This is a genomic window from Janibacter anophelis NBRC 107843 (assembly GCF_001570945.1).
In the GTDB taxonomy this organism is placed as follows: domain Bacteria; phylum Actinomycetota; class Actinomycetes; order Actinomycetales; family Dermatophilaceae; genus Janibacter; species Janibacter anophelis.
In genome coordinates this window covers 1-12,305 of sequence record NZ_BCSQ01000079.1, presented here as the reverse complement: position 1 = coordinate 12,305, position 12,305 = coordinate 1, and the positions used below count along the sequence as shown (strand labels likewise).

Annotated in this window: 12 protein-coding genes, 1 pseudogene and 1 riboswitch; of the genes and pseudogenes, 3 read left to right on the top strand and 10 right to left on the bottom strand. The window is 70.0% G+C overall.

The features are described 5' to 3' along the window. Window positions 1–115: 115 nt before the first annotated feature. The 3 genes from JAN01S_RS15365 to JAN01S_RS15355 all read right to left on the bottom strand — a co-directional run bounded on the left by JAN01S_RS15365 (window position 116) and on the right by JAN01S_RS15355 (window position 2,393). Window positions 116–1,435: a bifunctional o-acetylhomoserine/o-acetylserine sulfhydrylase gene (locus tag JAN01S_RS15365; RefSeq protein WP_068319549.1), complete on the bottom strand. Its 1,320-nt coding sequence runs from the start codon at window positions 1,433–1,435 to the stop codon at window positions 116–118. Between the two features lie 17 nt (window positions 1,436–1,452). Further along, window positions 1,453–1,564, bottom strand: a riboswitch (SAM riboswitch). 69 nt (window positions 1,565–1,633) lie between these two features. Beyond that, window positions 1,634–2,038, bottom strand: coding sequence for a hypothetical protein (locus JAN01S_RS15360; protein WP_068319548.1), 405 nt, complete (start codon window positions 2,036–2,038; stop codon window positions 1,634–1,636). Continuing rightward, complete coding sequence (locus JAN01S_RS15355) at window positions 2,025–2,393, bottom strand: hypothetical protein (protein ID WP_157075795.1); 369 nt, start codon at window positions 2,391–2,393, stop codon at window positions 2,025–2,027. The genes JAN01S_RS15360 and JAN01S_RS15355 overlap by 14 nt, the downstream gene beginning before the upstream one ends. A 41-nt stretch (window positions 2,394–2,434) precedes the next feature. Here JAN01S_RS15355 and JAN01S_RS15350 point away from each other — a divergent pair, with 41 nt between their 5' ends. After that, complete coding sequence (locus JAN01S_RS15350; protein WP_068319544.1) at window positions 2,435–3,913, top strand: carboxyl transferase domain-containing protein; 1,479 nt, start codon at window positions 2,435–2,437, stop codon at window positions 3,911–3,913. A gap of 22 nt (window positions 3,914–3,935) precedes the next feature. Here the strand turns inward: JAN01S_RS15350 and JAN01S_RS15345 are convergent, their stop codons facing one another. Next, window positions 3,936–4,379 (bottom strand): hypothetical protein, encoded by a 444-nt coding sequence (locus JAN01S_RS15345; RefSeq protein ID WP_157075794.1) that lies wholly within the window; start codon window positions 4,377–4,379, stop codon window positions 3,936–3,938. Between the two features lie 156 nt (window positions 4,380–4,535). On the opposite strand from JAN01S_RS15345, the gene JAN01S_RS15340 reads away from it, so the two are divergent. Continuing rightward, window positions 4,536–5,909 (top strand): L-serine ammonia-lyase, encoded by a 1,374-nt coding sequence (locus tag JAN01S_RS15340; RefSeq protein WP_068319541.1) that lies wholly within the window; start codon window positions 4,536–4,538, stop codon window positions 5,907–5,909. A 158-nt stretch (window positions 5,910–6,067) separates the two neighbouring features. Here JAN01S_RS15340 and JAN01S_RS15335 read toward each other — a convergent pair whose 3' ends face one another. The 5 genes and pseudogenes from JAN01S_RS15335 to JAN01S_RS17790 all read right to left on the bottom strand — a co-directional run. Continuing rightward, the gene (locus JAN01S_RS15335; RefSeq protein WP_068319539.1) at window positions 6,068–7,420 is read right to left on the bottom strand and encodes a DUF2510 domain-containing protein; all 1,353 of its coding nucleotides are present in this window, start codon (window positions 7,418–7,420) and stop codon (window positions 6,068–6,070) included. Window positions 7,421–7,531: 111 nt separating this feature from the next. Then, the gene (locus JAN01S_RS15330) at window positions 7,532–7,894 is read right to left on the bottom strand and encodes a hypothetical protein (protein WP_068319537.1); all 363 of its coding nucleotides are present in this window, start codon (window positions 7,892–7,894) and stop codon (window positions 7,532–7,534) included. Window positions 7,895–8,051: 157 nt separating this feature from the next. Next, a complete protein-coding gene (locus JAN01S_RS15325) occupies window positions 8,052–9,734 on the bottom strand; it encodes an NERD domain-containing protein (RefSeq protein WP_068319535.1) in 1,683 nt (560 codons plus the stop codon). Window positions 9,735–9,859: 125 nt separating this feature from the next. Then, window positions 9,860–10,141 carry a hypothetical protein gene (locus JAN01S_RS17610; RefSeq protein ID WP_244884862.1) on the bottom strand — a complete coding sequence of 94 codons (282 nt, stop codon included), beginning with the start codon at window positions 10,139–10,141 and terminating at the stop codon, window positions 9,860–9,862. A gap of 106 nt (window positions 10,142–10,247) precedes the next feature. Next, a pseudogene (locus tag JAN01S_RS17790) lies at window positions 10,248–10,655 on the bottom strand (NERD domain-containing protein); the annotation flags it as partial. 254 nt (window positions 10,656–10,909) lie between these two features. On the opposite strand from JAN01S_RS17790, the gene JAN01S_RS15315 reads away from it, so the two are divergent. Then, window positions 10,910–11,644 (top strand): hypothetical protein, encoded by a 735-nt coding sequence (locus JAN01S_RS15315; protein WP_068319534.1) that lies wholly within the window; start codon window positions 10,910–10,912, stop codon window positions 11,642–11,644. Window positions 11,645–11,687: 43 nt separating this feature from the next. Here JAN01S_RS15315 and JAN01S_RS15310 read toward each other — a convergent pair. Then, window positions 11,688–12,305: Type 1 glutamine amidotransferase-like domain-containing protein (locus JAN01S_RS15310; RefSeq protein ID WP_068319532.1), on the bottom strand; the 618-nt coding region annotated here is incomplete at its 5' end.

The following is a 12,305-nucleotide window of genomic DNA, read 5'->3' as shown; positions in this document are numbered from 1 at the left end:
GTCCACAGGCCCCACGACGGGGCGTCTTGAGGCTCGGCCGCGGCCGGCTACTTCGAGGCTCGTCGCTGGCGCTCCTCGCACCTCAGTACGGCGCTCACACCTCGACCAGCGAGGGTCAGGCGGTCGCCGCGGCGAAGCCCTGCTCGAGGTCGGCGATGATGTCGTCGACGTTCTCCAGGCCGACGGACAGGCGCACGAGGCCGGGGGTGACGCCGGCGGCGAGCCGGTCCTCCTCCGGGCCCTGCGAGTGGGTCGTCGACGCGGGGTGGATGACGAGCGAGCGCACGTCGCCGATGTTGGCCAGGTGGCTGTGCAGCGTCAGGGCCTCGACGAACTTCTTGCCCGCCTCGAGGCCGCCGGAGATCTCGAAGGAGATGACCGAGCCGGCTCCCTTCGGCGTGTACTTCGTGGCCTGCTCGTGGCTGGCGCTGCTCGGCAGCGATGCCCAGGTGACCTTGTCGACCTGCGCGTGGCCGCCGAGGAACTCGGCGACCTTGGCCGTGTTGGCCAGGTGGCGCTCCATGCGCAGGCTGAGCGTCTCGATGCCCTGTCCGATGAGGAAGGCGTTGAACGGGGAGATCGCCGGGCCGATGTCGCGCAGCAGCTGCACGCGGGCCTTGAGGATGAAGGACAGGTTCGCCCCCAGCGCGCCGTTGACACCGAGGTCGGGACCGAAGCGCAGTCCGTGGTAGCTCGGGTCCGGCTCGTTGTAGTTGGGGAACTTCTCCGGGTCGGCGGCGTAGTCGAACGTCCCGCCGTCGACGATGACACCGGCGATCGAGGTGCCGTGGCCACCGAGGAACTTCGTCGCCGCGTGGACGACGACGTCGGCGCCGTGCTCGAGCGGGCGCAGCACGTAGGGGGTGGCGATCGTGTTGTCGACGACGAGCGGGACGCCCGCGGCGTGCGCCACGTCGGCGATGGCCGCGATGTCGAGGACGACGTCCTTGGGGTTGCCGATGGTCTCGCCGAAGAAGACCTTGGTGTTCGGCTTGACGGCGGCCTTCCACTGCTCGATGTCGCTCGGGTCCTCGACGAGCGTGGTCTCGATGCCGTACTTGGCGAGGGTGAACTTCAGCAGGTTGACCGTGCCGCCGTAGAGCGCGGCGCTGGCGACGATGTGGTCACCGGCCTCGGCGATGTTGACCAGGGCCAGGTGCGTGGCGGACATGCCGGAGGCGGTGAGCAGCGCACCGACGCCACCCTCGAGCGCGGCGATCTTTTGCTCCACCGCGTCCTGGGTGGGGTTCATGATCCGCGTGTAGATGTTGCCGAACTCCTTGAGCGCGAACAGGTTCGCCGCGTGCTCGGTGTCCTTGAAGACGTAGGAGGTCGTCGCGTGGATCGGCAGGGCGCGCGATCCCGTCGTCGGGTCGGGTGCCTGGCCGGCGTGGATCTGCTGGGTCTCGAAGCTCCACGTGGACGGGTCGGTCATGGGTTCACTCCTGTGCTCGTACGCGCTTGACCGCGGCGGCGCCACGGACCTGGTCGTCTCCCGGGGCACCCCACCGCGGAGGAGGGTTGCCGGCCAGCGAGCCGGGGCTGTCTGCTGGCACTCAAGACCTGCCCCGATGATAGGAAAAGGTGCGTATTCAACCAGTCCCGTCTCACCTTGCGGGCGGTACGAGACGGCTCAGGCGGCGCGCCGGGCCCGGTGGATCCACCACAGCCCGACGAAGGGGAGGACGAGCGGCAGGTAGCCGTAGCCGGACCCGAAGTGGGACCAGACGGTCTTGTCCGGGAAGAGCTCCGGCCGGACGAACGACAGGGTGCCCACGGTCAGCACGCCGACGGCCTCCACGAGGATCGCCCCGGTGGCCACGCGGGCGCCGGAGGTTCCCCCCTTCGCCAGGGCTGCGGTCGCGACGACGTAGATCAGCGCCGCGAGCGCGGAGAGCACGTACGCCAGCGGCGCCCGGTCGAAGTACTGGGTGACCTGCAGGATCGAGCGGCCGGTCGCGGCGAGCGCGAGGACGGCGTAGACGGCGACGACGATGCGGCCCGGCCCGGTGCCGGTGCTGACCTCAGGCGGGGCCACTGGTCTGCCAGATCTGGAGGATGCGGTAGGTCATCACGCCGACGGTGAAGGCGCCGGCGATGACGACGCCCATGGCCCAGCGGGTCTTCTCCTTCAGCGCGATGAAGAGGACGATCGGCGGGATGATCGGCAGGGTGAGGGCGTAGGCGAGCATCGTCGCGCCCTCCCCCGTGCCGCTGACCTGCCTGTGGACGATCGCGGTGACGACGGCCAGGACCACCAGCGAGATCTCCACGACCGCAGCGACGAGCAGCAGCCCGTCGTCGACGAGCCGGTCGATCGCGGTGTAGACCAGCGCCATCACGCCGAGGAGGCCGACGGCGATCATCACGAAGGTGGTCAGGGGCACAAGCACCGGGCAAGGTTACCCAGCGCTCCCGGTGGGAGCATCACCGCATGAGTACCTCCCGCCCCGGTGCCCAGCAGCTCATCGACACGGTCGTCGACCCCGACAGCTTCGTCTCGTGGGACCAACCGCTCGACCTCTCCGGCCTCGACGAGACCTATCGCGCGACGATGGCCAAGGCCTCGCAGCGGTCGGGCACGGACGAGTCGATCCTCACCGGGCGGGCGAGCATCCGCGGCCACGAGGTGGCCCTGATCGTCGGCGAGTTCCGCTTCCTCGGTGGGTCGATCGGGCGTGCTGCCGCCGGGCGGATCGTCGCCGCGATCCGGCGCGCGACGACGGAGGGCCTGCCCCTCCTCGCCGCGACCGCGAGCGGTGGCACCCGGATGCAGGAGGGCACCCCGGCCTTCATGACGATGGTCGACATCTCCGCGGCCGTCGTCGCGCACAAGGCGGCCGGCCTGCCCTACCTCGTCTACCTGCGCCACCCCACGACCGGTGGGGTCTTCGCCTCGTGGGGGTCCCTCGGGCACATCACGATCGCCGAGCCGGAGGCGCTCATCGGGTTCCTCGGGCCGGTCGTCTACGAGACGGTCAACGGCATCCCCTTCCCCTCCGGCGTGCAGGTCGCGGAGAACCTTGTCGCCAAGGGCATCGTCGACGCAGTCGTCCCGGTGGAGGACCTCGCCGAGATCGCCTCCCGCTCGCTGACCATGCTCTCCGCGACGACCGAGCGCACCGCCGACCCGGCCGACCACCCGGCGTGGCCGATCACCCCCTTCGTCTCCCGGCCGGAGCCGAGCGAGGACGAGATCGCGACGCTGTGGTCGGCGATCGAGACGACGCGAAGGGAGGACCGCCCCGGTGTGCGCGAGCTGCTGCGGCACGCCGCGGACGACGTCATCCCCCTCAACGGCACCGGATTCGGTGAGCTGGACAAGGGCGTGATGCTCGCGCTGGCCTCCTTCGGTGGGCGCTCCTGCGTGCTCGTCGGGCAGGACCGCCGCTACCAGGTCTCCGAGTCGATGGGACCGGCCGCGCTGCGCGAGGCGCGCCGCGGCATGCGGATGGCCACCGAGCTCGGGCTGCCGCTCGTCACGGTCATCGACACCCCCGGCGCCGACCTGTCGCCCAACGCGGAGGAGGGCGCCCTGGCCGGTGAGATCGCCCGGTGCATCGCCGACATGACATCGCTGTCGGTGCCGAGCGTCTCGGTGCTGCTCGGTGAGGGCACCGGTGGCGGCGCGCTCGCGCTGCTGCCCGCCCGCCGGGTCATCGCCGCCGGCAACGCGTGGCTCTCGCCGCTGCCACCGGAGGGCGCCAGCGCGATCCTCTTCAAGGACACCGACCACGCTCCCCTGCTCGCCGCCCGTCAGCGGGTCGGCGCCCAGCAGATGCTCGAGGACGGGCTCGTCGACGTCATCGTCCCGGAGGATCCCGCGGCCCACGAGGACCCTGAGGGCTTCGCCGCTGCGGTCGGCGCAACGGTCACCGCCGAGATCGAGGCGCTGCTGACCCCGGTCGACTGATCACACCGCAGGGGGCAGCTCGTCACACCGCGGCGGGCAGCTCCTGCTGGTCCCACCGCGGCATCTCGACGACGGCGTCGGCGGTCGCCAGGTAGGTCCCGATGAGCGGCACGTCGTGGTCGCGGCACGCGGCGATCGCGGCCTCGTGCCACGCCCGGGCCTCGTCGTCGGGGACCGTGCCCTCGGGCCGGCCGATCGCCACGACCACCCCACCGAGGCGGTCGCCGACCCCTCCGACGATCAGGTCGAAGGGGCGCCGGTACTCCCCCGGCGCCGGTCCGGCCTCGTCGAGGTCGCCGATCGAGATCGGCTGGACCATGCGCAGGTCGGCGTCGCACAGCAGGATGCTCAGGCACCCCGTGGCGCGGTCGCCGTCGCGCACGACGAGGTCGACGACGTCGGCGGCGAGGGTGGTGTCGGTCAGTGGTCGGGTGGGCCAGTCGGCTGGCAGGTCTTCAAAGGTCATGCCCTTCATCATGGCCATGTCCGCGATCCCGGGTGCAACCTTTTCCACAGGGGCACCGCGGTCGGTCCGGGTGGGTAGTGTGAGCCACGGCACGTGCGCCCACCCTGCGCACCCGCCGTCCGTGCGCCCACCCCCAGCACCAGGAGAGAGCCACCCGTGGCACTGAGCGTCTTCGACCTGTTCTCGATCGGCATCGGCCCCTCGAGCTCGCACACCGTCGGCCCGATGCGGGCTGCCGTGCAGTTCGTCGAGGGCCTGCGTGACGAGGGGCTGCTGCCGCAGGTGCGCCGGGTCAAGGCCGAGCTCTTCGGCTCGCTCGGCGCGACCGGGCACGGGCACGGGTCCAACACCGCGGTGCTCCTCGGCCTGTCCGGCGAGCGCCCCGAGCTGTGCGACCCCCGCTCGGTCACCGGCCGGTTGGAGCAGATCCGCAGCAGCCACCGGGTCAGCCTGCTCGGCGAGCACGAGATCGACTTCGACGAGGACGACGACCTCGTGCTGCACCGGCGCAAGTCGCTGCCCCTGCACCCCAACGGCATGACCTTCACCGCCTGGGGCGAGGGCGAGGAGCCGATCAGCAGCCACACCTACTACTCCGTCGGTGGCGGCTTCGTCGTCGGCGAGGACGCCTCGGGCTCGACCAAGATCGTCGCCGACACCACGCCCGTCGCCCATCCCTTCACCACCGGTGACCAGCTGCTCGCGATCTGCCGCGAGACGGGGCTGTCGATCTCGCAGGTGATGCTCGACAACGAGCTGTCGTGGCGGACCGAGGAGGAGGTGCGCTCGCAGCTGCTGCACATCTGGTCGGTCATGCGCGAGTGCATCGACAACGGCACCCGCACCGAGGGCGTGCTGCCCGGTGGGCTCAAGGTGCGCCGCCGCGCGCCCCAGCTGCACCAGCGACTGCGCGCCGAGGGCAGCAGCGACGACCCCCTGCGCGGCATGGACTGGCTGACGCTCTACGCCCTGGCGGTCAACGAGGAGAATGCCGCCGGCGGTCGGGTCGTCACCGCACCGACCAACGGCGCGGCCGGGATCATCCCCGCGGTGCTGCGCTACTACGTCGAGTTCGTCCCCGGCGCCGACGACGACGGCATCTGCCGGTTCCTGCTCACGGCCGCCGCGATCGGCGTGATCTACAAGGAAAATGCGTCGATCTCCGGCGCGGAGGTCGGCTGCCAGGGCGAGGTCGGCTCGGCCTGCTCGATGGCGGCCGGCGCGATGGCCGCGGTGCTCGGCGGCTCCCCCGCCCAGGTGGAAAATGCGGCGGAGATCGGCATGGAGCACAACCTCGGCCTGACCTGCGACCCGGTCGGCGGGCTCGTGCAGATCCCCTGCATCGAGCGCAACGCCGTCGCGTCGGTCAAGGCGATCACCGCCGCCCGCACCGCCCTGCGCGGCGACGGCTCGCACGTCGTCTCCCTCGACAAGGTCGTCAAGACGATGCGCGAGACCGGGCGCGACATGAAGGTCAAGTACAAGGAGACCGCCCGCGGCGGGCTCGCGGTCAACGTCATCGAGTGCTGAGGCGCGCTTACGCTCCCTTCGCTGCTCCCCCTTCGCCCCCCCCTCGCCCGACGCCGCCTCCTGCGCGCCGCCGCTGCTCCCCCTTCCCTCGACATGACGAAGGGAGCCGGCCCGGATGATCCGGACCGACTCCCGACGTCGTGCTCAGTGACCAGGGGTCACTTCTTGGTGAGCTCCCAGCTGCCCGACGCGTCGACGACGAGGTACTTGGTGCCGTCCTGGACGGTCGTCGTGCCCTCGTAGTTGTCGTACTCGCTGATGAGGCGGTCCGGGTAGTCCGAGGCACCGACAGCCTGGACCTTGAAGTTGCCGAGGAAGGAGTCCTTGGGCTGGGTGTACTTCGCGCCCAGGTCGGAGCGCTTGCCGTCCCACTTGAAGACCTTGGATCCCTCACCCTTCTCGGACGTGCCGAAGGTGGGAGCGGTGTCGATCTTCTTGAAGGTGACGGACCACTTGCCCTTGGTGTCCATCTCGATCTTGGTCGTGCTCGTGTTGTACCCCGTGAGGTTGTACGCGACGGTGCCCTTCTTGGTGTCGGCCGCCGTGAGGATGTACTCGGAGTTCTTGTCGTTGAAGTCCAGACCCTTGATCGAGAGGCTGTCGTACTTCTGGCCGTCGTAGGTGAACTCCATCAGGCCGGCGCCGTCACCGGCAGGGACCTGGATGTAACCGTGGCCGCTGCCCTCGTACTTCTGGTCCCACTTGGCGGCCTTGGCCTTGGGCGGGCTCGAGACCGGGCCGGAGTCGCTCGACGACGAGGTCGTCGGGTCCGAGGTGGTGGAGTCCGTCGGGTCCGAGGTGGAGGTGTCCGTCGGGTCCGAGGTGGTGGAGGAGTCCGTCGGGGCCGACGTGGACGTCGACGGGGCCGCGGTGGGGTCGTCGTCGCCGCTCAGCAGCTGGAAGCCGAGGAAGCCCAGGCCGAGGAGCAGCACGAGACCGAGGACACCGGCACCGATGATCAGCGGCAGCTTGCTCTTGCCCTGCGGGGCGCCCGAGGCGTAGGACTGCTCCTGGCCGTAGCCGCCCGCGCCCTGGCCGTAGCCCTGCTGGCCGTACCCCTGCTGCTGGCCGTAGCCGGACTGCTGCTGGCCGTACGCGTCGGACTGGTCGTAACCCTGCTGGCCGTAGCCCTGCTGCTGGCCGTAGCCGGACTGACCGTAGCCCTGCTGCCCGTAGGAGGACTGGCCGTAGGCCTGGTCCTGACCGTAGGAGGAGGCTCCGTAGCCGGCGCCGGCACCGGAGTCGCCGTAGCTCGTGCTGTCGGTGGAGATGGCCTCGGTCTCGGGCGAACGGTCGGCGTTGGGGCGCACGCGCGTGGCCTCGTCGACCTCGCTCGTCGAGCCGACGGTGTCCTGACGGGTGCCGGTACCCGACGAGTCGGGGCCGGGCTGTCCGACGCCGAAGCCCTCCGGCGTGGCCTGGCGGTGCTCAGTCCACCCGTTGCCGTCCCAATAACGAATCTGTCCCTGGTTGTCAGGGTCCTGATACCAACCGGCCGCCCAGTTGCTCATCGCAGGCCCTCTCCGTATCTCTCGAATGTGATCATCATGTGCGCGGCCCAGCGTACCTGCGCCGGAACCCTTTCATCATGGGGAGAACTCCCCATACCTTGCCGACCGCTGTCAGTTCTGATAACCGGCTCTCCGGTTGAAGTCCACCGCTCCTTGGTACGCGTGGTACATCCTCCAGCCCCACGCGACGAGCATCATCGGCAGACCGATGAAGCCCACGATGAGCCAGCCGAGGCAGAGGACCAGCACCAGGCCGAAGACGTAGAGCCCGAGGAAACCCACTCCGGCACCGACGTCGCCGTTCATCATCGACCCGACCCCGGGGACGAGGAAGGAGACGACGAGCGCGATCGCCGGCTCCTTGCGGGCCACGGGCAGCGCGCCGGGGTACGGCGGCGGTGAGCCCGGGTACGGCGAGGACGTGGCGAAGGGGGGCGCTCCCGCTCCGTAGGTCGGCGGCGGTGCGTAGGGCACCGACCTGGTTCGGGACGGACTGGGAGGCGGTGGGTGCCGGAGGCGGAGGGGTCGCGGGCTTCGACGAAGCGTGCGTCCACTGCGTACCGTCCCAGTAGCGCCGCTCGCCCTCGTGCTCGTACCAGCCGGGCGCGTGTTCGCTCATGTCCTCCCCTGTCTACGGGGAGATGGTACCTGCGCGCCCGAGTGCTTGCGCGACGTGCTCCTCCACGGAGGCGATGACGTCGAGGTCGCCGACGACGACCAGGCGGTCGGTGGCCCGGGAGAGACCGACGTACAGCCGCTCGCGGAAGCGGTGCGTGCTCCCGTCCTCGTTGACGCTCAGCACGACGGCGCGACGCTCCATCCCCTTCGCCCCGAGGACGTGGCCGTAGAAGACGTCGTCCTCCCAGAAGGTGTCCCAGTAGCCGCTCTGCCCGAGCTCCTCCTGCCGCTCGACCTGCACGGGGTGGCGCTTGCCGGTGGTGAGCAGGGCGACATGGCGCGGGTCCCACCCTTCGTCCAGCAGCAGGTCGACCTGGTCGTCGGCGACGCCCACCGCGTCGTCGACGGCTGCGGGGACGAAGGCGACGTCCGGGCCGTCGCCGCCCTCGAGGCGCATCCGCAGCGGTGCGAGCGGGCGGAAGACCTCGGCGATCTGCTTGGTGTTGCGCAGGTTGTGGTCGAGGACGAGGGGCACGAGCGGGACCGGGGGCCGGCCGAATCGGTTGAACAGGCGCTGGTTCTCGTCCGAGTAGATGTAGAGGCCGCCGTCGCTCTCGTCGGTGAGGGCACCGATGAGCGGCTGCCACCACGACTCGGCGAAGTCCTGCGCCTCGTCGACGACGAAGGAGTCGTAGCGCTCCCCCGGCGGAAGCTCGCTTGCCTTGTCCGCCATGAGCCGCGGCATGACCTCCTCCCAGTACTGCGGGTCGTCGCGGGCGCCCGACGGCACGCCCCACCGGTTGCCGAGTTCCTCGAAGGTCCCGACGAAGGCCGGGCGTCGCCGGCGCGGCCACGTCGCCACCTCGCGCTTGAAGTACGTCGCCAGGCCGATGGAGTAGCAGAGCAGGGCGACGCGCTCGGCGGGGCGCGCGAGGTCACCGGTCCGGCCGGCGCTCAGCTGGCCGGCCTGGGTCAGGGCGAGGACGGTCTTGCCGCTGCCCGCTCCCCCACGGACCTCGACGCGGCGCAGCAGCCGGGTGACGTCGAGGACGAGCGCCTGCTCCTGGGTGAGGCGGTCGGCACGGGCCTCGCGCTCGTCGGCCTCGTCGGCGACGGTGGTGACGGCGTCGGTCCCGCGGGCAGTGAGGATGTCGACGATGAGGTCGCAATCGTCCAGCGTCGGCACGCGCAGGTGTGTCTCCTGCCGCAGCGGCACGTCGGCCAGGCGCTCGGCGAGCACCGGCAGGTCGTCGCGGTCGTGGACCATCCACCGGGGACAGTCCGGGAGGTCGAAGTCAGCGCCCAGGCTGACGAAGGGGGTGACCACCGCGTGCGCCGTCCGCACCCGGGTGCGTGAGGAGTCGGCCCACCGCCGGTCGGACTCGATGAACTGCCGCACCGCGTACCGCGCGTCGCGGGCCTGCCCCACGGGGTCGATCGGTACCCGCTTGCCGTGCCTGCGGATCGTCCACTGCCCGTCCTCGACGCGCACCCCACCACCCTTGATCTCCACGACGACCACACCCGCGTCGGGCAGCACGAGGACGAGATCCGCCTCGTGGTCCTTGGTGGTATCGGTCAGGCGGAAGTTGACGATGAGGGTGTCCTCCGGACGAAGGGAGTCGCGCAACCGCTCCCACACCACGCGCTCCGACTCGTTGGTGAACCTCGGGTCCTCCGGGATCAGGCGTGGCATGTGGTCACCGTATCGAGGCTCGACGCTCCCTGAGGAGGTTGTGAGGTTGTGCGGCAACAGCCTCGAAGTGCCCACGACCACCGTGGGTCGAGGTGTGAAGGCCGCAGGGCCTGAGCCTCGAGACCTCACGCCGCCGGCAGCCTCGCGGCCAAGGCCGCACGGACCGCTGCGACGTCCAGCACTGCGGGAGCCTCGGAGTTGAGTTGCTTGACCAAGCGTTTGGGCCACAGGACGTGGACGCCTCGCGTCGCGAAGGACCCACCGATGAGAGGCCAGTCCGCGTCGACGAAGCAGAGTGCGCCCGTCACCGGCACGTCCCCGACGAACTCCCGCAGGATCGGGCGCACGACGTCCATCTGCTTCAGGACTCCGTCGACGATCTTGGTGCAGTCGCGGCGACCGACCATCAGCTTCTCGACGCGGGGGCGCAGGGATTCCCCCTTCGATCTCCAGACGCGGTCGGCCCTTGTAGCGCTTGGCGTCGATGACCCACACGCCGCCGGCGATGTGGTCGATGTTGGCCCGACTGCGAGGGATCCGCCGGTCGTGGAGCAACGCGAGGCTCGGGGATGACGAGGCGTCGAGCCGGGTGGCCAGGCGCTCCTCGCCGACGGCGCCCGTGGCCCAGGCCTTGGTGCTGGCACGCTCGTCGGACAGGGCCACCGCGACGCCTCCGAGCCGACCCCACTTGTACCGCAGGGCCTGCTCGTCCTTGGCCTTGCGGCGTTCGTACTCTCGGCGGGCGGACGAGCCGGCGGGTGAACTGACATCCACGCTGGCCTCTGGAGTACGGGGGACGGTTGCGGTCGCCGGACAGACGACACACCGCACGGTCCTGGTCGACGGCTCGTAAAGAGCGTCAGCCCGTGCGGGGAGTGCGGTGCCGCAGAGGCGGCAGGTCCCCGCGTACCGCAGACGCATCCGCTTGTCGCTCGCGTCGGCCGCGCCCGTCGTCTCCATCGTCATACGCCCTCGGCTCCCCCGCCGTGTGACCGTGCGGTCAACGTAGTGCTCGGCGGGCTCTCTGACCAGGCTTCGTCTCAGACCGGGCTGCGCATAAGCGCCTGCAGGCGATCCACATCCCCTAGGATCCAGCCAACATTCGTGGATTGGTCATGTGGGGAGCATTGACGATGGCGCGTTCGACTCGACGTTCTGGGGCATTCACGTTGGCGATGGCCGCGGCTGTCGTCGGTCTCGTGGCTGGTTGCGGTGAATCGCCGCCGGAGAGAGCGGGGACCGTCAACGAGAACTCCGGCGACGCTGACCAGCAGTCAGCCGAGAAGGGTGAGCAGACAGAAGACGTCGAGCTCGACGCCGTGGGCCGAGAGGTCACGAACGAGGAGGCGGAGGCCGCCCTGCCACAGGTTTCGTCGCTCCCCACCGGCTGGAGCGTCGACCCCGAGAACTCCCTCAACGACGACGAAGACGACGAAGGCGAGTCCGAGGCGACCATCGAGCCCGCGGAATGCAAGGACATCATGGGCGGTCTTGCCGATGATGAGAAGGACGAGCCGACGGGCGAGGCCTCTCGTACGTACTCGGCCGGGATGCTCGGTCCCTTCATGGGCGTGGAGATCAGTTCCTTCGCGGACGAGGTCCCGGACGACAGCTTCTCGAAGGTCCTCGACGCACTCGCTGCATGTCCTGAGTTCACGTCCACCGAGGACGGCGAGGCCACCACGTTCAAGACGTCGAGTCTCTCCTTCCCGAATCTCGGTGAGGAGTCCGCGGCGATCAGGATGTCGGCCACGACCGAAGAGATGCCCGTGGGTCTGGACTTCGTCTTCATCAGGGCCGGCCACAACATCGTGACCATCTCCCACGCGACGGTTGGTGCGGGTGGCGGTTCGGGCGACGCGTTGGAGAAGCTCGCTCGGGCAACGGTCGCGAATCTCGAGAAGGGCTGAACCCACAACGTCGCGTTTGCCCCCTCTGGAGGGGGCAAAACCGTCAGGCCGGGTCGAGCCGCTCCCAGCGGCCCTCCGACACGACGTCCACGTCACCGTCGACGACGCTGATCGCGGTCTCGTCGTCCATGACGTAGGCGGGGTTCCCCAGGGTTGCCGCCCAGCGCCGAGCCGTCTCCATCGTGTTGAGCGGCAGGTCCGGGCTGTCCAAATGGGGGAAGATCGAGAAGTCGACCATTCCGAGCGTTGCGTCGCCTCCGCCGGGCGGCTCCCACTCGACGAAGTCCGCGCCGATCCGTGGCGTCATCACCATGCTGCCGGCGCTCAGCCCGACCCACACGGTCTCGTCGAGGGTCGGGATCAGGTCGGCCAGGCCGGACTCGCGGATCCAGTGGTGCAGATACATCGCGTCGCCGCCGTTGACGAGCAGGACGTCGGCGTCACGCACCCAGGAGACCCAGCGGTCGTCGCCGAGGCTGGGCAGGGCACTCAGCTCGAGGACGCCCACGCTGCGCCAGCCGAGGTTGGTCATCGGGCACTCGTCATGTCCGCTGATGAAGCGCCACGCCATCTCCGGCCGGACCATCGGGTGTCCGTATCCCGCCGTGGGGATGGCGAGCGCGTCACACTCCGCGATCGGCTTGTCGAGCAGCTCGACGAG

Bases quoted from the DNA above. Each gene is read 5' to 3' on its own strand.
- JAN01S_RS15315 (WP_068319534.1), top strand. From the start codon at position 10,910: ATGGCCGCGGCTGTCGTCGGTCTCGTGGCTGGTTGCGGTGAATCGCCG.
- JAN01S_RS15335 (WP_068319539.1), bottom strand. From the start codon at position 7,420: ATGAGCAACTGGGCGGCCGGTTGGTATCAGGACCCTGACAACCAGGGA.
- JAN01S_RS15325 (WP_068319535.1), bottom strand. From the start codon at position 9,734: ATGCCACGCCTGATCCCGGAGGACCCGAGGTTCACCAACGAGTCGGAG.
- JAN01S_RS15345 (WP_157075794.1), bottom strand. From the start codon at position 4,379: ATGACCTTTGAAGACCTGCCAGCCGACTGGCCCACCCGACCACTGACC.
- JAN01S_RS15350 (WP_068319544.1), top strand. From the start codon at position 2,435: ATGAGTACCTCCCGCCCCGGTGCCCAGCAGCTCATCGACACGGTCGTC.
- JAN01S_RS17610 (WP_244884862.1), bottom strand. From the start codon at position 10,141: ATGGTCGGTCGCCGCGACTGCACCAAGATCGTCGACGGAGTCCTGAAG.
- JAN01S_RS15365 (WP_068319549.1), bottom strand. From the start codon at position 1,435: ATGACCGACCCGTCCACGTGGAGCTTCGAGACCCAGCAGATCCACGCC.